Source organism: Citrobacter sp. Cs237, assembly GCF_030332325.1.
In the GTDB taxonomy this organism is placed as follows: domain Bacteria; phylum Pseudomonadota; class Gammaproteobacteria; order Enterobacterales; family Enterobacteriaceae; genus Citrobacter_A; species Citrobacter_A sedlakii.
This window is the reverse complement of sequence record NZ_JAOWIB010000103.1, coordinates 153892-172596: the sequence shown is the minus strand read 5'-3', so window position 1 is coordinate 172596 and position 18705 is coordinate 153892. Positions and strand designations below refer to the sequence as shown.

Here is an 18705-nt window from a genome sequence, read left to right as displayed (position 1 = left end):
ACAGGACGCGTAGGCCCGCCAAGAGTAGCCGATACTGGTAACGCAGCCAGTTAAAACAGTCCCAGCGGTTTGTCGGAATAGCTCACCAGCAGACACTTGGTCTGCTGGTAATGTTCCAGCATCATTTTATGGGTTTCACGGCCGATGCCCGACTGCTTATAGCCGCCAAATGCCGCATGCGCAGGATAAGCGTGATAGCAGTTAGTCCAGACACGTCCGGCCTGAATTCCGCGCCCCATTTTATAAGCCAGATTGCCGTTACGACTCCAGACCCCCGCGCCCAGGCCATATTGCGTATCGTTGGCGAGTTCCAGCGCGTCCTCCATCGTTTTAAAGGTGGTGACCGCCAGTACCGGACCGAAGATTTCTTCCTGGAAGACGCGCATATTATTTTTGCCGAACAGGATGGTCGGTTCGAGGTAATAACCATCTTTTAGTTCGCCTTCCAGTTGCTTACGCCGCCCACCGGTAAGGATATCCGCGCCTTCTTTTTTACCGATATCAATATAATTAAGGATGGTTTCCAACTGACCGTGGGAAACCTGCGCCCCCATTTGCGTCACGTTGTCGAGGGGATTACCGCTGCGGATGCTTTCCACTCGACGAATGGCGCGCTCCATAAAGCGTTCGTAAATCGACTCCTGCACCAGCGCGCGGCTCGGGCAGGTACAGACCTCGCCCTGGTTAAAGGCAAACAGCGCGAACCCTTCCAGCGCCTTGTCAAAGAACGCATCTTCTTCGTCCATCACATCGGCAAAAAAGATGTTTGGCGATTTGCCGCCCAGTTCCAGCGTTACCGGAATGATGTTCTGCGTGGCGTACTGCATGATCTGCTGTCCGACTTCCGTCGAACCGGTGAACGCAACTTTGGCGATGCGTTTAGAGGTCGCCAGATATTCGCCAATCTCGCCCCCCGCGCCGTTCACGACGTTAACCACGCCCGGCGGCAGCAGGTCGCCAATCACCTCCATTAATAGCAGAACGGACAGCGGCGTCAGGCGCGCGGGTTTGAGCACTACGCAGTTCCCCGCCGCCAGCGCTGGCGCCATCTTCCAGCTCGCCATCAGCAGTGGGAAGTTCCACGGGATAATCTGCCCCACCACGCCGAGCGGCTCGTGGAAATGATAGGCTACGGTATCGCTGTCCACTTCACTGATCCCGCCCTCCTGGGCGCGTATGCAGGAAGCAAAATAACGAAAATGGTCGATGGCCAGCGGCACGTCAGCTGCGCTGGTTTCACGGATGGGCTTGCCGTTATCCCAGGTTTCCGCCGTGGCGAGCCGTTCCAGATTTTGCTCCATTCGGTCGGCTATTTTAAACAGAATGGCGGCTCGGTCCTGAACGGAGGTTTGCGCCCATTTATCTTTCACCTTGTGGGCCGCATCAAGCGCCAGATCAATATCGCGTTTGCCGGATGAGGCGACTTCACACAATAGCTGCCCGGTAACCGGCGTCAGGTTCTGGTAATATTCGCCGTCAGCCGGAGGAACCCAGTCACCGCCAATAAAATTGTCATAACGGGCTTTTAGCTTCAGCGGAAAACCGTACTCGCCGGGCTGAATACGTGTTGAAGGGGGGTTATTCGTCATGATCGTCTCCTTGCCGCAGGTGTATAACAAGGGTAGACGCCGCTGGCGATTTTCTCGCCAGTCGTTGGCGGCTTTACGAGCTATATCACGGATTACCTTACTTTACGTTTCGTTTTTGCCGCTGAGCCATACTTATAAGCTCTGGGTCTTATAAGGATACGTGCAATGCAGCTATTTATCGGCTTCGACGTGGGCGGTACCCATATTAAACATGGCGTCATTGATGAAAACGGCAACGAACTGACGTCGGATGAATTCGACACGCCGGACGATAAGAATGCCTTTAAACAGCAGTGGAAAGCGGTCGTGGAGGCGTATCAGAAAGCGCACGATATCGCCGCGATCGGCGTGAGCTTTCCTGGTCATATCAACACCCACACGGGCCAGGCGGCAAAGGCCGGCGCACTCGATTATCTCGATAACGAGAATCTCTGCGAATTGTTCGCCCAACTGACGGACCTGCCCGTCACGGCGGAAAACGACGCCAACTGCGCGGCGCTGGGCGAACGCTGGCGCGGCGCGGGTCGGGACTATGAGAGCTTTGTCTGCATCACTATTGGTACCGGCATCGGCGGCGGGATCGTGGTGGAAGGCGACATTTATCGCGGTTCGCACTACCGGGCGGGCGAATTTGGCGTGATCCCCGTAGGCGATAACGGTGAATGCATGCATGAAGTCGCCTCCGCGAGCGGTCTGATGAAGGCGTGCCGCCGGGCGCTGGCGGTCCCCGAAGATGAAATGCCCGACGGCGAAGCGCTGTTCGAGCGCATGGAGAGCGACGTTCACCTGCGCGAAGCGATTGAACAATGGGCGCATTTCCTTGCGCGCGGAGTGTATAGCGTGATTTCAATGTTCGATCCGCAGGCGATACTGATTGGCGGCGGCATCAGCGAGCAGGAAAAGATCTATAAATTACTGGATAAATATTTGCAGCGCTTCGAGGAGTGGGAAGCGCTGAAAGTACCGATTTTACCCTGCGAGTTGGGTAATCAGGCGGGACGACTCGGCGCGGTATGGCTGGCAAAGCAGAAACTGAGCCGCGGTTAACTTGCCGGATGGCGGCTGCGCTTTATCGGATCAGGCTGAACCGTACAGATCTGTAAAGCGTAGCGCCATCCGGTCGGCGTTTTACATCGCAGCGTGGAAGATCGCCACGATCTGCTCGTGTGTCGCCTGGATCGGGTTAGTCAGCCCGCAGGCATCTTTCAGCGCATTGGTCGCCAGCAGCGGAATATCCTCCTCCTTCACGCCGAGATCGCGCAGCCCTGCCGGAATATTCACCTGCTGCGCCAGCGTGCGTATGGCGTCGATACAGGCCGCGGCGCCTTCGGCGTCGTTCAACCCTTCCACGTTGACGCCCATCGCCGCTGCGCAGTCACGCAGACGCGCCGCCGCGACCTGGCTGTTAAACACCTGAACGTGCGGCAACAGCACCGCATTGCACACGCCGTGCGGCAGATTGTAGAAACCGCCGAGCTGGTGCGCCATCGCGTGAACATAACCCAGCGAGGCGTTATTAAAGGCCATTCCCGCCAGGAACTGCGCGTAGGCCATCGCTTCCCGCGCCTGCGCATTACCGCCGTCTTCCACCGCGACGGTCAGTTTTTCGCTAATCATGGCCACGGCTTTCAGCGCGCAGGCATCGGTGATTGGCGTCGCCGCGATGGAAACGTACGCTTCAATGGCGTGGGTTAACGCGTCCATACCCGTTGCGGCGGTCAGCGACTTCGGCATTCCCATCATCAAAGTTGAGTCGTTGACGGAAAGCAGCGGCGTAACGTGTTTATCGACAATCGCCATTTTAATGTGGCGTTCAGCATCGGTAATAATGCAAAAACGGGTCATTTCCGACGCCGTGCCTGCGGTGGTATTAATGGCAATCATCGGCAACTGCGGTTTAGCAGAACGATCAACCCCTTCATAATCGCGAATATCGCCGCCGTTTGCCGCCACCAGCGCAATGCCTTTCGCACAGTCATGGGGTGAGCCGCCGCCCAGCGAAATCACGCTGTCGCAGTTATTCTCCTGCAGCAGTTTCAGCCCTTCAGCCACGTTTTCGGTGGTCGGGTTTGGCTGGGTACCGTCATAGATCACGCTGAAAATAGCGCGTTCCTGCAACGCGTTTTGAATATTATCCGCCATACCCAACCGGGTGAGCATCGTGTCTGTCACAATTAACGTGCGGCGAAAGCCATATTCCACCATCGTATTCATTGCGTCATTTAATACATCAGCACCAATAATATTCACGGATGGAATGTAAAATGTAGAAGCAGCCATTTGCTCAATCCTTAATGTTGAAAAAGAGCAAAAGCATACGAGGGTGAGAAATAATAAAATATGATCGTTGCTGTTATTTTCCCAAAGAAACATTAAAAAAGCACATTAGGATAATAAACTAATGTGCTTTCATAGGAATCACTATTTATATTATCTCAATTCATTTGAAATATAAATAAGTAATGTTATTGTCTGGCCGGGAATAATAACGCATCGCGTAATAAATGATCGTTGCCACGGCGGCGGGTAAAGCCGATGCGGTCAAAATATTCCAGAATCTGAATGGCCAGTTTACGCCCAACGCCCAGACGGTCACGGAAATCCGCCGCGCACGTTGACCCTCTCTCTTGATCCAGCTCACGGATCAGCGTGGCGAAGGCAACAATGCGATCGTTACGGTAATAACGATCTTTTACGATCGCAGTAATCATTCCCTGCTGTGCCGCCTGCCGTAGCACAAGGCGCATGGTCTGCTCCTCCGTGGCCGTTTCCCGCGCAAGATCGCGTACCCACCAGGGGTCGTCTGCAAACAGCGGCTCCACGTTTTGCCAGATCGCCGCCTGCTCATCGCTGAATCCCGCTTTGTGATCGGGCAAATGCAACCAGCCATGATGGCTATGAATTTCGCCGCTTTCACGCATTTGCTCAATCAGCAACAGCACCAGCGCTTCATCTTCCATCGGCAGCGCCATCCGCCGCAGGCGTTCACGCCCAGGCCCCGGCTCATCGCGGTGTTGCTCATGATAGGTCGCCAGCGTGTCGAGAATTTTACGCTGCCAGCGGGCGGCAACCGGGGCGTTTAGCAGACTGTCGCCTGCCTGGATAAACCCATGCTGCTGGACACACTGTCGCATACCGTCGCCATTAAGCTGGCGCGCCCAGGCAAATGCAGGCAGATTCACCGCTCCGCGCTGAAGATGCACAGCAAGCGCGGCGCCATCGTCGGTGGTTTCTGCCAACGACGCCAGCCACTGTAAATAGTCCGGCTTACGCTTTCCACGACGCGGGGGGTTAAGCGCAACCACGCGCGCGCCCGCCAGCGTGGCCCGCGCAGAAATATCGCGCAGTACCAGCCGATCGTTATCCGCCAGCAGCAGCGGGGTGTCGAAAACCAGCTCCGCGAGGTTATTGTCCAGCAGCGAGACTCGTCCGGTGACATGACTGGCGGCATGGTGGATATGCAGCGGCTGCCATTGGGTTAACGGCGCGTGGTTTTCCAGCGCCACAATAATACGGCTAAACGGCTCGGGGGGTTTTGCCGAGAGCAGCCAGTCACCCCGGCGCAGCTGTTCTTTTTCGGCGTCACCGGCGATATTCAGCGCGATACGTTGCCCGGCATGCGCGCGTTCTGTCGCCTGATTTTGCGCGTGCAATCCGCGCACGCGCATGGGTTTGTTGACGCCCGTCAGCCACAGCGTGTCGCCTTGCTGCACTTCTCCGCTCAGCGCCGTCCCCGTCACCACCAGCCCGGCGCCCTTTACGCTAAAGGCGCGGTCGATAGCCAGACGGAAGGTCTGGTGACTGGCATGCTGGCGTGCCGGTAACTGCTGCAGGTGTTCGCGTAGCGCCTCAATGCCTCGCCCTTCATTGGCGGCGGTCACGAATAACGTCGCCCCGGCAAAGCCATACTCACGCAGCACCTCTTGTACCTGCTGCTCAACGTCTGACACACGTGCGTCATCAACCCGGTCGGCCTTGGTTAACGCCACCGTCAGCGTCGGGCTGCCGGTTAATTGTAATATCGCCAGGTGCTCGCGGGTTTGCGCCATCACGCCATCATCGCAGGCCACCACCAGCAGCGCATGATCGATACCGCCCACGCCCGCCAGCATATTAGAGAGAAACTTTTCATGTCCGGGCACGTCGATAAAACCCAGCACGCGCCCGTCCGGCTGCGGCCAGTAGGCGTAGCCCAGATCGATCGTCATCCCGCGCTTTTTTTCTTCCGGCAGACGATCGGCATTCACGCCCGTGATCGCCTGTAGCAGCGTCGTTTTCCCGTGGTCAACGTGTCCGGCGGTCGCAATAATCATTTCAACAACATCTCCATAAACCGGGTCTCATCTTCAAGGCAGCGCAAATCCAGCCACAGGCGACCATCGTTAATCCGCCCAATAACCGGAACGGGTAGCGCTCGCCAGCGGCTCGCCAGCGCCGCCAGACGGCTGCCGCGCCCGTCGTGCGGGGTAAAGGTTAATGCCGCGCTCGGCAAGCGATCAACCGGTAATGAACCGCTGCCGATCTGCGACAGACACGGCGTCACGCTGACCGCAAAGTCATTTGCATAATGTTTGGCAAGCGAGACCTGTAACCGCTGCGCCTGGGCGGTAATCGCCTCCTGAGGGCGGGTTAACGCCCGCAATGTCGGCAGTTTTTGCGCCAACGCTTCCGGATGCAGATACAGCCGTAGCGTCGCCTCCAGCGCCGCAAGGGTCATTTTATCCGCCCGCAACGCGCGTTTCAGTGGGTGACTTTGCAGTTGCGCAATCATCTCTTTTTTGCCGACGATAATACCCGCTTGCGGACCGCCGAGCAGTTTATCGCCGGAAAAGCTCACCAGACTGACGCCCGCGGCAATCAGTTGCTGCGGCATCGGCTCTTTTGGCAGACCGTACTGGCTGAGGTCAATCAGCGAACCGCTGCCAAGATCGGCCACCACCGGAATATCCAGTTGCTGGCCGATCTGCGCCAGTTCGCTCTCGTCTATCGCTTTGGTAAAGCCTTCAATGCTGTAGTTACTGGTGTGGACCTTCATCAACAGCCCGGTGTTTTCATTTACCGCCTGGCGATAATCTTTCGCGTGCGTGCGGTTGGTGGTGCCTACTTCATGAAGCGTACAGCCCGCCTGGCGCATCACGTCAGGAATGCGAAACGCGCCGCCAATCTCTACCAGTTCGCCGCGCGAGACCACCACCTCTTTCCCCGCCGCCGTTGCCGCCAGCATTAACAATACCGCCGCCGCGTTGTTATTGACGATACAGGCGTCTTCCGCGCCGGTAATGCGGCACAGTAACTCCGCCAGCGCGCGGTCACGGTGGCCGCGCCCGGCGCCGTCGAGATCGTACTCCAGCGTCACCGGTGAACGCATGGCCTGCGCCACCGCCGCTATCGCCTCTTCCGCCTGCAATGCGCGGCCAAGATTCGTGTGCAGCACCGTACCGGTCAGATTGATTACCGGACGCAGCGCGCTCTGAGCCGCTTTCTGCAGACGGACGCTAACTTCCTGCGCCCAGTTGTCGCTCCACACGGGCAGCGCCTGGGTATCACGTATCGTCTCTCTGGCCTCGTCCAGCATCTGGCGAAGGAGTTCAACGACACGGGTATGCCCGTGGCTGTCACACAGGGTAAGAAATGCACTTTCACGCAATAAGCGATCAATGGCAGGAAGCTGACTGTACAGCGAACGCGTTTCGGTTGTCATGGGATAGCCTGGCGGTTGGTAATCCTCTCCATGTGCGGAGAGGCGTTTCGACATAAGGGGGATTGTAACGTGAGATGGCTCAGGCGGACATAATACGTATCAAGCCTTTGGCGGTTCCGTGCGGGCAAAACTTTCGCGGCTAAACAGGGTTTCCACCAGTTTTACCAGGTTAGGACGGTCCACGCACCAGCCCGGCGACACGCGACGGAAGTTGAGATAGCCCACGGCGCAAGCAATCGCGATAGTCGCCAGATTCACCGTATCGGGTTTAATGGTTCCGTCCACCAGATAGCCTTCCAGCGCATCCAGACTGCGGGTGATTTTTTCACGCTGACGCAGAAGCTCATTTTCCGACTGCTGCGCCGCCGGTCGCGCCTGTTCACGCACCGACACCAGGCCAGCATCCATAATACCGTCAGCCAGGGCTTCAAGCTGGCGCACCTTCAGCGACGCCAGCGGCTCGCGCGGTAGCATCGCCGGGGCGATGTCCAGCAGTTCGATATATTCGGCAATGATTGGCGAATCAAACCAGTATTCTCCATCATCGGTCACCAGCGCCGGGACTTTCCCCAATGGATTGTACTGCGCCACGCCGTTTTCCGCGTTGTACGGCAGTTCATTAACAAATTCGAAGGTGATGCCCTTTTCCAGCAGCAGAATCGAGATTTTGCGTACAAACGGGCTGGTGTAGCTACCTATGAGTTTCATACCGGGTCCTTTATGCCAACGTAGGGGAAGACAATGCGCCAAAGAATAATCAACAGTATTCAGTATGGCTCAGATGCGTGCAAAGAGAATGAAAGTTAGCAGACTGCCAACGAAACACCGCACTGTTGTGCTGAAAATGAGAGATATGTTTTATGCGATATACGCCTGTTACGACAAGTAAAATAAAAAAGACGTTTTCATTGCTATCAGCCTCATGAGGAACAATGCATGTTCTATAGGGTATAAAGGGCAAATGCAGTTAATAACTCAATGGCGCGGCAAACGCAGAACCTGCGCTACATCACATCAGGGCAAATTCGACTGAAAATTTATTGTGATTTAAATCACAAATATTCAACAAACCGTTAAAACAAAAACGTGAAACAAATCACATTTTTGTGCCGTTAATGGTTCAAAAATCCACTTTGATGTTTTTCCATACAACTATTTCGTGATGCAAATCACATTAAATACCTCCCTACCCCCTATATTTATGTGATTCACATCACACAAAAGGGCGCAGACTGGACAGCTGATCGATTCAGTGCCAGATTTCGCAATATCTACAGGGTCCGGCTACCTCTGCCGCCACATTAACAAAACCTCGGGCTTCCGGCCTGCGCGACAGCAAACATAAGAAGGGGTGTTTTTATGTCATCCGATATTAAGATCAAAGTGCAAAGCTTTGGTCGATTCCTCAGCAATATGGTGATGCCAAATATCGGCGCGTTTATCGCGTGGGGTATTATCACCGCATTATTTATTCCGACAGGGTGGTTGCCAAACGAAACGCTGGCGAAGCTGGTCGGCCCGATGATTACCTATCTCCTGCCACTGCTGATCGGTTATACCGGCGGTAAACTGGTGGGCGGCGAGCGCGGCGGCGTGGTCGGGGCGATCACCACCATGGGCGTGATCGTCGGCGCAGACATGCCGATGTTCCTCGGCTCCATGATTGCAGGTCCGCTGGGCGGCTACTGCATCAAGAAATTCGACAACTGGGTAGACGGTAAGATCAAGTCCGGTTTTGAAATGCTGGTGAATAACTTCTCCGCTGGCATCATCGGGATGATCCTCGCGATTCTGGCGTTCCTCGGTATTGGTCCGCTGGTGGAAGGTTTGTCAAAAATTCTGGCGGCGGGCGTCAACTTCATGGTTGTCCATGACATGCTGCCGCTGGCGTCCATCTTTGTTGAACCAGCGAAAATCCTGTTCCTCAACAACGCCATCAACCACGGTATCTTCTCGCCGCTGGGTATTCAGCAGTCGCACGAGATGGGCAAATCCATCTTCTTCCTGATTGAAGCCAACCCGGGCCCGGGGATGGGCGTGCTGCTGGCGTACATGTTCTTTGGTCGTGGCAGTGCAAAACAGTCTGCGGGCGGTGCGGCTATCATCCACTTCCTGGGCGGGATCCATGAAATTTACTTCCCTTACGTGCTGATGAACCCACGTCTGATTCTGGCCGTTATCCTCGGCGGCATGACCGGCGTGTTCACCCTGACGCTGCTGAACGGCGGTCTGGTGTCTCCGGCGTCTCCGGGGTCTATTCTGGCGGTGCTGGCGATGACGCCAAAAGGCGCCTACTTCGCTAACATCGCGGCAATCTGTGCGGCCATGGCGGTCTCCTTCGTGGTCTCGGCGATTCTGCTGAAAACCAGCAAGGTGAAAGAAGAAGACGACATTGAAGCGGCCACCCGTCGTATGCAGGACATGAAAGCAGAATCCAAAGGCGGCACGCCGCTGTCTGCAGGCGATGTCACCAACGACCTGAGCCATGTGCGTAAAATCATCGTAGCCTGCGACGCCGGTATGGGCTCCAGCGCGATGGGCGCAGGCGTGTTGCGTAAGAAAGTACAGGATGCCGGTCTGTCTCAGATTTCAGTGACCAACAGCGCCATCAATAACTTGCCGCCGGATGTTGACCTGGTCATCACCCACCGCGATCTCACCGAGCGCGCAATGCGTCAGGTTCCACAGGCACAGCATATTTCGCTGACCAATTTCCTCGACAGCGGTCTGTACGCCAGCCTGACCGAACGTCTGGTTGCGGCGCAGCGTCACACAGACAATGAAGAGAAAGTGCGTACCAGCCTGCAGGACAGCTTTGACGAAAGTAACGCTCATCTGTTCAAACTGAGCGCGGAGAACATCTTCCTCGGCCGTACCGCGGCCACCAAAGAAGAAGCCATTCGCTTTGCCGGTGAACAACTGGTTAAAGGCGGCTACGTTGAGCCGGAATACGTTGACGCGATGTTGGCGCGTGAAAAATTGACCCCGACCTATCTGGGCGAATCCATTGCGGTTCCGCACGGTACGGTGGAAGCCAAAGATCGCGTACTGAAAACCGGTGTCGTGTTCTGCCAGTATCCGCAAGGCGTTCGCTTCGGTGAAGAAGAGGATGATATCGCCCGTCTGGTTATTGGTATCGCCGCACGCAATAACGAGCACATCCAGGTGATCACCAGCCTGACCAACGCGCTGGATGATGAAACCGTTATCGAACGTCTGGCTAACACCACCAGCGTCGAAGAAGTGCTTGAGCTGCTGGCAGGTCGTAAGTAAGTGCATTTGCCCGGTAGCGCTTGCGTTTGCCGGGCCCCTATTTTCCTCTCCTGTAAGGGAGAGGGTTTGGGTGAGGAACCGCTTTTCACCCCAGCCCTCTTGGGTAAAAACATTAACGAAGGTTACTACTATGAAAGCATTACATTTTGGCGCAGGTAATATCGGACGTGGCTTTATCGGCAAATTGCTGGCAGACGCGGGGATACAACTGACATTCGCTGATGTAAATCAGGTCGTGCTCGACGCCCTGAACGCCCGTCATAGCTATCAGGTGCACGTGGTGGGTGAAAATGAGCAGGTGGATACCGTTACCGGCGTTGATGCGGTAAGCAGCATCGGCGACGACGTGGTTAAGCTAATCGCCCAAGTGGATCTGGTGACCACTGCCGTTGGTCCGGTCGTGCTTGAGCGCATCGCGCCTGCCATCGCAAAAGGGCTGGCGCAGCGCAAAGCGCAGGGTATCGACACCCCCCTGAACATCATCGCCTGTGAAAACATGGTCCGTGGCACCACGCAGCTGAAAGGCCATGTCATGAACGCGCTGGCGGAAGATGACAAGGCATGGGTGGAGGCGCACGTCGGCTTCGTCGACTCCGCGGTGGATCGTATTGTTCCCCCTTCCGCCTCCGCTACGCACGATCCGCTGGAAGTGACCGTTGAAACGTTCAGCGAGTGGATTGTCGACAAAACGCAGTTTAAAGGCGCGCTGCCGGACATCCCGGGAATGGAATTAACTGATAACCTGATGGCATTTGTCGAACGTAAACTCTTCACGCTGAACACCGGGCATGCTATAACCGCCTACCTCGGAAAATTGACCGGTCATCAGACTATCCGCGACGCGATCCTCGACGAGAAAATCCGCGCGGTGGTAAAAGGGGCGATGGAGGAGAGCGGCGCGGTGCTGATCAAACGCTACGGTTTTGATGCAGACAAGCACGCGGCGTATATCCAGAAAATTCTTGGCCGTTTCGAAAACCCGTACCTGAAAGACGACGTTGAGCGCGTTGGCCGTCAGCCGCTGCGGAAACTGAGCGCCGGTGATCGGTTGATCAAACCACTGCTGGGCACGCTGGAATATGGCCTGCCGCATCTGAACCTGGTGAAAGGCATTGCCGCGGCGATGCATTTCCGTAGCGAAGACGATCCGCAGGCGCAGGAACTGGCGGCGCTGATTGCCGACAAAGGCCCGCAGGCCGCTCTGGCGCAGGTTTCCGGACTGGATGCCAGCAGCGAAGTCGTGGCCGAGGCCGTAAACGCGTATAACGCGATCAAATGATGCAAAATACGGCGCAGGCGAACCTGCGCCCGAATGAAAGATTGTCAGATATGCAGGCAATAATGGAAGAAACCCAGGCCTTTGAAAACCGTGTGCTTGAGCGTCTGAATGCTGGCAAAACCGTACGAAGTTTCCTGATCACCGCCGTCGAGTTACTCACCGAGGCGGTGAACATTCTGGTGCTTCAGGTGTTTCGCAAAGACGACTACGCGGTGAAATACGCAGTAGAACCGTTACTCGACGGCGACGGACCGCTGGGCGATCTGTCGGTGCGCCTGAAACTTATCTATGGCCTCGGCGTGCTGAGTCGTCCAGAGTATGAGGATGCGGAGCTATTGATGGCGCTGCGTGAAGAGATGAACCATGATGGCAATGAGTACGCGTTTACCGACGATGAAATTCTCGGACCGTTCGGCGAACTTCACTGCGTGACGGCGCTACCGCCGCCGCCGCAGTTTGATGCCTCCGACCCGGCGCTGTACGCCATGCAAATCCAGCGCTACCAGCAAGCGGTACGCTCGACAATGGTGCTTTCCCTGACTGAGCTGATTTCTAAAATCAGCTTAAAAAAAGCCTTCCAGAAATAGGCCCGGTTGTCTCACACCTTATCTTCCAGCTTTGGCTGATACAGCTGCCGATAATATTCCAGCCGGTCGAGATACATCTTCGCATGCTCCAGCGGGATATCATTCGGGACCGTATCGCGCGCAGGCGTTTTATTCAGGTATTCCCGGAACGCCTGACTTGAGGCCATAAAATCAATCGCTTTATCAATCAGATGTGGAACATTTTCACCCATTTTCGCCATGAGAAGTCCTCCCTCTGTCAACGCTGTAAACAAACGCAGCCGCCAATTTTAGTTTAGGATCAGAAACGCGAACGGGTTGAGGAAAACGTGCTTAAACATGATCCTGCGCAGAAAATGGCGAGCCTGACCCTTTTCCTGGCAAAAAGCCTTTTTTATCAGCCAGGTAACTATGATGTCTGCGTGGCCATTCGTATCCGTTTTGATTATTTTTTAGCGATTGATTGTGAAGAAACCCGCTCAGCGCGCATACTATAGGGCATTCCCTTTATTTCTATCAGAAGCCATACCATGAAAGAAGTCGAAAAAAACGAAATTAAACGCCTGAGCGATCGCCTTGATGCTGTTCGCCACCAGCAGGCTGAACTGTCGCTGGTCGAGGCCGCCGATAAGTACGCGGAGCTGGAAAAAGAGAAAACCACGCTCGAAACGGAGATCGCCCGCCTGCGCGAAGTGCACAGCCAGAAACTGAGCAAAGAAGCGCAAAAGCTGATGAATATGCCGTTCCGCCGCGCAATCAGTAAAAAAGAGCAGGCCGATATGGGCAAGCTGAAAAAAAGCGTGCGTGGTCTGGTGGTCGTACATCCAATGACCGCCCTGGGCCGTGAAATGGATTTGGAAGAAATGACCGGCTTTTCAAAGACTGAATTCTAAATGCGTTACGGGTGGCGCTTCGCCGCCCTGATCCACGCGTAAATTGGCCCTACCAATCCCCCTCCTTTGCGTCCGCTGGTTCACACTTCGCTGATTTAGCCTTACACTATCGTTGCCAATACATAACATTTGGTTAACCATTTGTTGTCATTATCCCTACACAACAATATTGGCAGGGCCACTTTTACACATAATGTGATGTCGAGATGAGCACAGACTCATAGCATTATGCGCGTGGCCCTCAGGAGACCTGCAATGAATCTCTGGCAACAAAACTACGATCCGGCCGGGAATATCTGGCTGTCCAGCCTGATCGCATCGCTCCCGATTCTGTTTTTCTTCTTCGCGCTGATCAAGCTCAAGCTGAAAGGCTATGTTGCCGCCTCGTGGACGGTGGTTATCGCGCTGGCTGTGGCGCTGCTGTTTTACAAAATGCCGGTCGATCGCGCGCTGGCCTCGGTGGTGTATGGTTTCTTCTATGGTTTGTGGCCGATTGCCTGGATCATTATCGCCGCTGTGTTTGTCTACAAAATCTCGGTGAAAACCGGGCAGTTCGACATTATCCGCTCGTCGATTCTGTCGATTACCCCTGACCAGCGCCTGCAGATGCTGATCGTCGGCTTCTCCTTTGGCGCGTTTCTGGAGGGGGCTGCGGGGTTCGGCGCCCCGGTGGCGATTACCGCCGCGTTGCTGGTTGGACTGGGCTTTAATCCGCTTTACGCCGCCGGGCTTTGCCTGATCGTCAACACTGCGCCAGTGGCGTTTGGCGCAATGGGGATCCCGATTCTGGTTGCCGGGCAGGTAACCGGACTGGACAGTTTTGAGATCGGCCAGATGGTGGGCCGCCAGCTGCCGTTCCTGACCATCATCGTACTGTTCTGGATCATGGCGATTATGGACGGCTGGCGCGGCATTAAAGAGACCTGGCCCGCGGTGATGGTAGCGGGCGGCTCGTTCGCGATTGCTCAATACCTCAGCTCCAACTTTATCGGTCCGGAGTTGCCGGACATCATTTCCTCACTGGTGTCGCTGGTCTGTCTGACCCTGTTCCTGAAACGCTGGCAGCCGGTGCGTATTTTCCGCTTTGCGGATATGGGGGCTTCCCATGTGGATCAGACGCTGGCGCGCACTGGCTACACCGCAGGACAGATTGTTCGCGCGTGGTCGCCGTTCCTGTTCCTGACCGCCACCGTGACGCTGTGGAGCGTACCGCCGTTTAAAGCACTGTTCGCCCCAGGCGGCGCGCTGTACGACTGGGTGATTAACATCCCGGTTCCGTTCCTCGACAAGCTGATTGCCCGCATGCCGCCGGTAGTCAACGAAGCAACCGCCTATGCCGCCGTGTATAAATTCGACTGGTTCTCAGCGACCGGTACCGCCATTCTGTTCGCCGCGCTGCTGTCCATCGTCTGGCTAAAGATGAAGCTTTCCGCCGCCATCCAGACCTTTGGCAGCACCCTGAAGGAGCTGGCGCTGCCTATCTACTCCATCGGGATGGTGCTGGCGTTCGCGTTTATCTCTAACTATTCTGGTCTTTCGTCAACGCTGGCATTAGCGCTGGCGCATACCGGCAGCGCCTTCACCTTCTTCTCGCCGTTCCTCGGCTGGCTGGGCGTGTTCCTCACCGGCTCAGACACCTCATCGAATGCGCTGTTTGCCGCGCTGCAGGCTACCGCCGCCCAGCAAATTGGCGTGTCGGATGTGCTGATGGTCGCTGCAAACACCACCGGCGGGGTCACCGGCAAGATGATTTCGCCGCAGTCCATTGCTATCGCCTGCGCGGCGGTAGGACTGGTCGGTAAAGAGTCGGACTTGTTCCGTTTCACCGTCAAACACAGCCTGATCTTCACCTGCATGGTGGGCGTGATCACCACGCTTCAGGCGTATGTCTTAACCTGGATGATCCCGTGATTGTGATGCCAAAACGCCTGTCCGACGAGATAGCCTCTCGTGTGCGGGCGCTGATTGAAGAACAGCAACTGGAGGCGGGTATGAAGCTGCCCGCCGAACGCCAGCTTGCCCAGCAGCTTGGTGTGTCGCGCAACTCTTTGCGCGAAGCGCTGGCGAAATTAGTGAGCGAAGGCGTCCTGCTCAGCCGTCGCGGCGGAGGGACGTTTGTCCGCTGGCAGCATGAAGAGTGGTCCGAGCAAAACATCGTACAGCCGCTCAAAACGCTGATGGCCGACGACCCGGACTACAGCTTCGACATTCTGGAAGCCCGCCACGCCATCGAAGCCAGCACCGCCTGGCATGCCGCCCTGCGCGCTACCCAGGCAGATAAAGAAAAAATCAGGCTCTGCTTTGACGCGACCCTCAGCGAAGATCCGGACATCGCCTCTCAGGCCGACGTTCGGTTTCATCTCGCCATCGCCGAGGCGTCACACAATGTGGTGCTGTTGCAGACCATGCGCGGATTCTTCGACGTACTGCACTCGTCGGTAAAACAGAGTCGCCAGCGTATGTACCTTGTCCCGCCGGTCTTTGCAAAGCTGACGGAGCAACATCAGGCGGTCATGGACGCCATTCTTGCCGGTGACGCCGACGGCGCGCGTAAAGCGATGATGGCGCATCTCAGCTTCGTCCACGCCACCATTAAACAATTTGATGAAGATCAGGCCCGCCAGGCGCGAATCACCCGCCTGCCCGGCGACCACTATGAGCATTCCAGGGAGAACAAAGCATGATTATCTCAGCAGCCAGCGATTATCGCGCCGCAGCCCAGCGCATTCTGCCTCCGTTTCTGTTCCACTACATTGACGGCGGCGCCTATGCGGAATACACCCTGCGCCGCAACGTAGAGGATTTATCGGAAGTGGCGCTGCGTCAGCGCGTTTTGAAAAACATGTCTGACTTAAGCCTGGAAACCACCCTCTTTAAAGAAAAGCTGTCGATGCCGGTGGCGCTGGCGCCGGTTGGCCTCTGCGGCATGTACGCCCGTCGAGGCGAAGTGCAGGCCGCTGCCGCCGCGGATGCGAAGGGGATTCCGTTTACCCTTTCCACCGTGTCCGTTTGCCCAATCGAAGAGGTGGCGCCGACCCTTAACCGTCCGATGTGGTTCCAGCTGTACGTGCTGCGCGACCGCGGTTTTATGCGTAACGCGCTGGAGCGGGCGAAAGCGGCAGGCTGTTCAACGCTGGTCTTTACGGTCGATATGCCAACACCCGGCGCGCGCTACCGCGACGCACATTCGGGCATGAGCGGTCCAAACGCCGCGCTGCGCCGTTACTGGCAGGCGGTGACCCATCCACAATGGGCGTGGGACGTAGGCCTGAACGGTCGTCCGCATGATTTAGGCAACATTTCGACCTATCTTGGCAAACCAACCGGGTTGGAAGATTACATCGGCTGGCTGGCAAATAACTTCGATCCGTCAATTTCGTGGAAAGACCTTGAATGGATCCGTGACTTCTGGGACGGCCCGATGGTGATCAAAGGGATCCTCGATCCGGAAGACGCTCGCGACGCGGTGCGCTTTGGTGCGGACGGCATTGTGGTGTCTAACCACGGCGGACGCCAGCTCGACGGCGTGCTCTCCTCCGCGCGCGCCCTGCCCGCGATTGCCGACGCGGTAAAAGGCGACATCGCTATTCTGGCCGACAGTGGTATCCGTAACGGGCTTGACGTGGTACGCATGATTGCGCTGGGCGCAGACAGTGTGCTGCTGGGCCGCGCGTATCTTTACGCGCTGGCCACCGCCGGCCAGGCGGGCGTCGCCAACCTGCTGAACCTGATCGAGAAAGAGATGAAAGTCGCGATGACGCTGACCGGCGCGAAATCCATTAGCGAAATCAGCAAAGACTCGCTGGTTCAGGAGATCGGCAACCTTCCCGCGGCGCTGGCCCCCCTCGCGCAGGGTGATGCCGCGTAGTGAACGTGCTATGCTGCCCCGCGCAATTGAAGGGGCAGCAAACATGCTTAATATCGTTTTATTCGAACCAGAAATCCCACCCAATACCGGCAACATCATTCGCCTGTGCGCTAACACGGGCTTTCGTCTGCATATCATTGAGCCGATGGGCTTTACCTGGGACGACAAACGCCTGCGTCGTGCGGGACTGGACTACCATGAATTTGCCGCCGTGGCGCGCCATCGTGATTACGCGGCGTTTCAGAAAGCCGAAAAGCCACAGCGTCTGTTTGCCCTCACCACCAAAGGGACGCCCGCCCACAGCGCGGTGAGCTATCAGGACGGGGATTATTTGATGTTTGGCCCGGAGACGCGCGGCTTACCTGCCAGCATTCTTGATGCCTTGCCTGCGGAGCAAAAAATTCGGATTCCGATGATGCCGGACAGTCGCAGTATGAACCTGTCAAACGCGGTGTCGGTGGTGGTGTACGAGGCGTGGCGACAGTTAGGGTATCCCGGCGCGGTATTGCGTAGCTGAGGGTTGTCGGGTGACGACGCTACGCTTACCCCGCCAACGAATCACGCAGACGGGGCATTTTTTTCGGGCGTTATCGACGCCGCCACATTGAACACAGTCTGCACGCAGTCACCGGAGCATACGCATAGCCCGTGAGGTGGCAAGCACAGCCTGGATTCAGGCTGGCATGTAAGATAGCCCGAAATCAGATTCCGTCGCCGTATTCGAACGTATGATGTATCCCGTTAAAATGCTGATCCATATCCATCGACGGTTTATCACTGTCCGGCTTGCCGACGATGCGCGCTGGCACCCCTGCGGCGGTGGTGTGCGGCGGTACAGGCTGTAACACCACAGAACCCGCGCCGATTTTTGCTCCGCGTCCAACTTCAATATTACCAAGGATCTTCGCCCCGGCGCCAATCATCACCCCTTCACGGATCTTCGGATGGCGATCGCCGCTGGTTTTGCCGGTGCCGCCAAGGGTGACCGACTGCAGAATCGACACGTCATCTTCAATTACCGCGGTTTCGCCCACCACGATGCCAGTGGCGTGGTCGAGCATGATCCCGCGTCCGATCCGCGCAGCCGGGTGGATATCGACCTGGAACGTCACAGATACCTGATTTTGTAAGAAGATAGCCAGCGCGCGGCGACCTTCGTTCCACAACCAGTGGCCGATGCGATAAGCCTGTAGGGCGTGAAAACCCTTCAGGTATAACAGCGGGGTGGAATATTTATCAACCGCCGGGTCGCGAGTGCGCACCGCCTGAATATCGCAGGCTGCCGAGGCAATCATCTCCGGGTCGGCGGCGTAGGCTTCCTCCACCACTTCCCGAATGGCAATCGCAGGCATAATCGGCGAGGCCAGTTTGTTCGCCAGCATGTAGCTTAGCGCACTGCCCAGGTTTTCATGCTTGAGTAGCGTTGCGTGGTAAAAACTGGCCAGCATTGGCTCACAATCGGCCAGGGCACGGGCTTCGGCTTTAATATTGTTCCAGACGATATCCAGTTCTTCACACGGCATTGCGAACTCCAGG

General features: G+C 56.3%; 16 protein-coding genes. 9 read left to right on the top strand and 7 right to left on the bottom strand.

All coding sequences use genetic code 11. The annotated features are described in order from the left end of the window. Positions 1–50: 50 nt before the first annotated feature. Positions 51–1589 (bottom strand): aldehyde dehydrogenase AldB, encoded by a 1539-nt coding sequence (gene aldB, locus OGY07_RS11340; RefSeq protein ID WP_199957459.1) that lies wholly within the window; start codon positions 1587–1589, stop codon positions 51–53. 165 nt (positions 1590–1754) lie between these two features. Between aldB and OGY07_RS11335 the strand changes: the two genes are divergently transcribed. Further along, positions 1755–2636, top strand: a complete 882-nt coding sequence (locus OGY07_RS11335; protein WP_286600619.1) for an ROK family protein — start codon at positions 1755–1757, stop codon at positions 2634–2636. 81 nt (positions 2637–2717) lie between these two features. Here the strand turns inward: OGY07_RS11335 and yiaY are convergent, their stop codons facing one another. The 4 genes from yiaY to OGY07_RS11315 all read right to left on the bottom strand — a co-directional run bounded on the left by yiaY (position 2718) and on the right by OGY07_RS11315 (position 7998). Then, the gene (gene yiaY, locus OGY07_RS11330; RefSeq protein WP_286600617.1) at positions 2718–3869 is read right to left on the bottom strand and encodes an L-threonine dehydrogenase; all 1152 of its coding nucleotides are present in this window, start codon (positions 3867–3869) and stop codon (positions 2718–2720) included. A gap of 185 nt (positions 3870–4054) precedes the next feature. Continuing rightward, the gene (gene selB, locus OGY07_RS11325; protein ID WP_286600615.1) at positions 4055–5902 is read right to left on the bottom strand and encodes a selenocysteine-specific translation elongation factor; all 1848 of its coding nucleotides are present in this window, start codon (positions 5900–5902) and stop codon (positions 4055–4057) included. Next, entirely contained in the window at positions 5899–7290 is a 1392-nt protein-coding gene (selA, locus tag OGY07_RS11320; RefSeq protein WP_042286896.1) for an L-seryl-tRNA(Sec) selenium transferase, read from the bottom strand. The genes selB and selA overlap by 4 nt, the downstream gene beginning before the upstream one ends. Before the next feature lie 99 nt (positions 7291–7389). Next, complete coding sequence (locus OGY07_RS11315; protein ID WP_042286899.1) at positions 7390–7998, bottom strand: glutathione S-transferase; 609 nt, start codon at positions 7996–7998, stop codon at positions 7390–7392. Positions 7999–8649: 651 nt separating this feature from the next. On the opposite strand from OGY07_RS11315, the gene mtlA reads away from it, so the two are divergent. The 3 genes from mtlA to mtlR all read left to right on the top strand — a co-directional run bounded on the left by mtlA (position 8650) and on the right by mtlR (position 12429). Continuing rightward, complete coding sequence (mtlA, locus tag OGY07_RS11310) at positions 8650–10563, top strand: PTS mannitol transporter subunit IICBA (RefSeq protein WP_060570247.1); 1914 nt, start codon at positions 8650–8652, stop codon at positions 10561–10563. Positions 10564–10693: 130 nt separating this feature from the next. Next, positions 10694–11842 (top strand): mannitol-1-phosphate 5-dehydrogenase, encoded by a 1149-nt coding sequence (gene mtlD, locus OGY07_RS11305; protein ID WP_199957450.1) that lies wholly within the window; start codon positions 10694–10696, stop codon positions 11840–11842. Continuing rightward, positions 11839–12429, top strand: coding sequence for a mannitol operon repressor MtlR (gene mtlR / locus OGY07_RS11300; RefSeq protein WP_042286909.1), 591 nt, complete (start codon positions 11839–11841; stop codon positions 12427–12429). Before mtlD ends, mtlR begins: the two co-directional genes overlap by 4 nt. 11 nt (positions 12430–12440) lie before the next feature. Here the strand turns inward: mtlR and OGY07_RS11295 are convergent, their stop codons facing one another. Next, complete coding sequence (locus OGY07_RS11295) at positions 12441–12650, bottom strand: hypothetical protein (RefSeq protein WP_042286912.1); 210 nt, start codon at positions 12648–12650, stop codon at positions 12441–12443. Positions 12651–12938: 288 nt separating this feature from the next. Here OGY07_RS11295 and OGY07_RS11290 point away from each other — a divergent pair, with 288 nt between their 5' ends. The 5 genes from OGY07_RS11290 to trmL all read left to right on the top strand — a co-directional run bounded on the left by OGY07_RS11290 (position 12939) and on the right by trmL (position 17686). Beyond that, positions 12939–13301, top strand: coding sequence for a YibL family ribosome-associated protein (locus OGY07_RS11290; protein WP_286600609.1), 363 nt, complete (start codon positions 12939–12941; stop codon positions 13299–13301). Between the two features lie 255 nt (positions 13302–13556). Then, a complete protein-coding gene (gene lldP / locus OGY07_RS11285) occupies positions 13557–15212 on the top strand; it encodes an L-lactate permease (RefSeq protein ID WP_286600608.1) in 1656 nt (551 codons plus the stop codon). Next, entirely contained in the window at positions 15209–15985 is a 777-nt protein-coding gene (lldR, locus tag OGY07_RS11280; RefSeq protein WP_286600606.1) for a transcriptional regulator LldR, read from the top strand. The genes lldP and lldR overlap by 4 nt, the downstream gene beginning before the upstream one ends. Continuing rightward, entirely contained in the window at positions 15982–17169 is a 1188-nt protein-coding gene (gene lldD / locus OGY07_RS11275) for an FMN-dependent L-lactate dehydrogenase LldD (protein ID WP_042286923.1), read from the top strand. Before lldR ends, lldD begins: the two co-directional genes overlap by 4 nt. 43 nt (positions 17170–17212) lie before the next feature. Further along, on the top strand, positions 17213–17686 hold the full coding sequence (trmL, locus tag OGY07_RS11270) for a tRNA (uridine(34)/cytosine(34)/5-carboxymethylaminomethyluridine(34)-2'-O)-methyltransferase TrmL (RefSeq protein ID WP_205612617.1): 474 nt from the start codon (positions 17213–17215) through the stop codon (positions 17684–17686). 184 nt (positions 17687–17870) lie between these two features. Here trmL and cysE read toward each other — a convergent pair whose 3' ends face one another. Next, entirely contained in the window at positions 17871–18692 is an 822-nt protein-coding gene (cysE, locus tag OGY07_RS11265; protein ID WP_042286927.1) for a serine O-acetyltransferase, read from the bottom strand. Between the last annotated feature and the right edge of the window lie 13 nt (positions 18693–18705).

What these genes read in the sequence shown, in the direction of transcription:
- aldB (WP_199957459.1), bottom strand. Translation starts at nt 1,589, where the DNA reads ATGACGAATAACCCCCCTTCAACACGTATTCAGCCCGGCGAGTACGGT.
- OGY07_RS11335 (WP_286600619.1), top strand. Translation starts at nt 1,755, where the DNA reads ATGCAGCTATTTATCGGCTTCGACGTGGGCGGTACCCATATTAAACAT.
- yiaY (WP_286600617.1), bottom strand. Translation starts at nt 3,869, where the DNA reads ATGGCTGCTTCTACATTTTACATTCCATCCGTGAATATTATTGGTGCT.
- selB (WP_286600615.1), bottom strand. Translation starts at nt 5,902, where the DNA reads ATGATTATTGCGACCGCCGGACACGTTGACCACGGGAAAACGACGCTG.
- selA (WP_042286896.1), bottom strand. Translation starts at nt 7,290, where the DNA reads ATGACAACCGAAACGCGTTCGCTGTACAGTCAGCTTCCTGCCATTGAT.
- OGY07_RS11315 (WP_042286899.1), bottom strand. Translation starts at nt 7,998, where the DNA reads ATGAAACTCATAGGTAGCTACACCAGCCCGTTTGTACGCAAAATCTCG.
- mtlA (WP_060570247.1), top strand. Translation starts at nt 8,650, where the DNA reads ATGTCATCCGATATTAAGATCAAAGTGCAAAGCTTTGGTCGATTCCTC.
- mtlD (WP_199957450.1), top strand. Translation starts at nt 10,694, where the DNA reads ATGAAAGCATTACATTTTGGCGCAGGTAATATCGGACGTGGCTTTATC.
- mtlR (WP_042286909.1), top strand. Translation starts at nt 11,839, where the DNA reads ATGATGCAAAATACGGCGCAGGCGAACCTGCGCCCGAATGAAAGATTG.
- OGY07_RS11295 (WP_042286912.1), bottom strand. Translation starts at nt 12,650, where the DNA reads ATGGCGAAAATGGGTGAAAATGTTCCACATCTGATTGATAAAGCGATT.
- OGY07_RS11290 (WP_286600609.1), top strand. Translation starts at nt 12,939, where the DNA reads ATGAAAGAAGTCGAAAAAAACGAAATTAAACGCCTGAGCGATCGCCTT.
- lldP (WP_286600608.1), top strand. Translation starts at nt 13,557, where the DNA reads ATGAATCTCTGGCAACAAAACTACGATCCGGCCGGGAATATCTGGCTG.
- lldD (WP_042286923.1), top strand. Translation starts at nt 15,982, where the DNA reads ATGATTATCTCAGCAGCCAGCGATTATCGCGCCGCAGCCCAGCGCATT.
- trmL (WP_205612617.1), top strand. Translation starts at nt 17,213, where the DNA reads ATGCTTAATATCGTTTTATTCGAACCAGAAATCCCACCCAATACCGGC.
- cysE (WP_042286927.1), bottom strand. Translation starts at nt 18,692, where the DNA reads ATGCCGTGTGAAGAACTGGATATCGTCTGGAACAATATTAAAGCCGAA.